Here is a 1,395-nt window from a genome sequence, read left to right as displayed (position 1 = left end):
AAAGCGTTTGCGGTAGAAAGCAGGCGGGTGGTCATGGTAAGAGGTTGATTGTCGAGATCGACCGTGAATCCCTTGAGAGGACAAACCATGACCACGATGAAGCGTAGTACGAAGCTCAAAGCAATAGAAGAGGTTGCGGGTGACCGTGACCTGATGAAGGCGCTGATGAAGGAAGCGCTGCAAGAAGTGCTGGAAGGCGAGATGAGCGAATTTCTGGGCGCAGAGCGGGGCGAGCGTACGCAAGCCCGAGGCGGGTACCGGGCCGGCTACTACGGGCGCAACCTGGTTACCCGGATCGGCAAGCTCGAGCTGCGCGTACCGCGGGATCGGAGCGGCGAATTCTCCACCGCCCTGTTCGAGCGCTACGCCAGAAGCGAGAAAGCTCTGGTGGCGGCGCTGGCGGAAATGTACGTCCAGGGTGTTTCCACCCGCAAAGTCAAGGCCATCACCGAAGAGCTGTGTGGTCACCGTTTCTCGGCCAGTGCCATCAGCACCATCAACAAAGGGCTGGACGACGCCTTGGCGCGGTTTGCGCATCGGCAGCTCGACGAAACCTACCCCTACCTGATACTCGATGCGCGCTATGAGCGGGTGCGGGATGGGGGCGTGATTGCCCATCAGGCGGTGCTCATCGCCCTCGGCATCAATTGGGAGGGCAAACGCCAGGTTCTGGCGGTCGAAATGGCCAACCGGGAGAGTCAGAGCAGCTGGAAGGACTTTCTACTACGCCTGAAAGAGCGCGGCCTGTCGGGCGTCGAGTTCGTGGTCTCGGACGACCATGCCGGGCTCAAGAAGGCGATCCGGGAGGTTCTGACCGAATCGGCCTGGCAGCGCTGCTATGTGCATTTCCTGAGGAATGCGCTGGACTACCTGCCCAGGAAGGCCGACGATGATTGTCTGCAGGAACTGCGCTGGATCTACGACCGGCGCGACATCCAGGAAGCGCAGCGCGATCTGGCCGCGTGGATCACGAAATGGCAGGGCAAATACCCGAAGCTGGTCAATTGGGTGGAAGAGAATATCGTCGAGACGCTGACCTTCTACCGGCTACCCAGAGCCCATCACAAACACCTGAAGAGCACGAACATGCTCGAGCGGCTCAACGAGGAGATCAAGCGCCGAACGCTGGTGGTGCGCATCTTCCCGAATACCGAATCCTGTCTGCGGCTGATTCGGGCCTTGTGCGTGGAAACCCACGAAACATGGCTGGAAGACAACCGGTATCTGAACATGGCGTTCCTCGCGGAACAGAAAAAGGAGTTGCTGAGACTGGCCGCCTGAAGCAGCCGCGCGCTGTCGTTGTCGCTCCGGGCTTCGCCCTGCGCGCCACCGACAGCGCACCAGAATCAGCCAATTACTTGATCATCCTATTTGCACAACTTGACGCACACAACT

Annotated in this window: 1 protein-coding gene; it reads left to right on the top strand. The window is 59.6% G+C overall.

The window, feature by feature from the left end; all coding sequences use genetic code 11:
• The first annotated feature begins 87 nt into the window (after nt 1–87).
• Nucleotides 88–1,281, top strand: a complete 1,194-nt coding sequence (locus PROAA_RS11815) for an IS256 family transposase (protein ID WP_186405761.1) — start codon at nt 88–90, stop codon at nt 1,279–1,281.
• The last annotated feature ends 114 nt before the right edge of the window (nt 1,282–1,395 follow it).

Origin of the sequence: Candidatus Propionivibrio aalborgensis, from assembly GCF_900089945.1 — a bacterium.
Taxonomy (GTDB): domain Bacteria; phylum Pseudomonadota; class Gammaproteobacteria; order Burkholderiales; family Rhodocyclaceae; genus Propionivibrio; species Propionivibrio aalborgensis.
The sequence above is the reverse complement of the archived record's forward strand: the minus strand, read 5'-3'. Positions and strand labels throughout refer to the sequence as shown.

Coding starts and splice junctions, on each gene's coding strand:
- PROAA_RS11815 (WP_186405761.1), top strand. CDS start 88: ATGACCACGATGAAGCGTAGTACGAAGCTCAAAGCAATAGAAGAGGTT.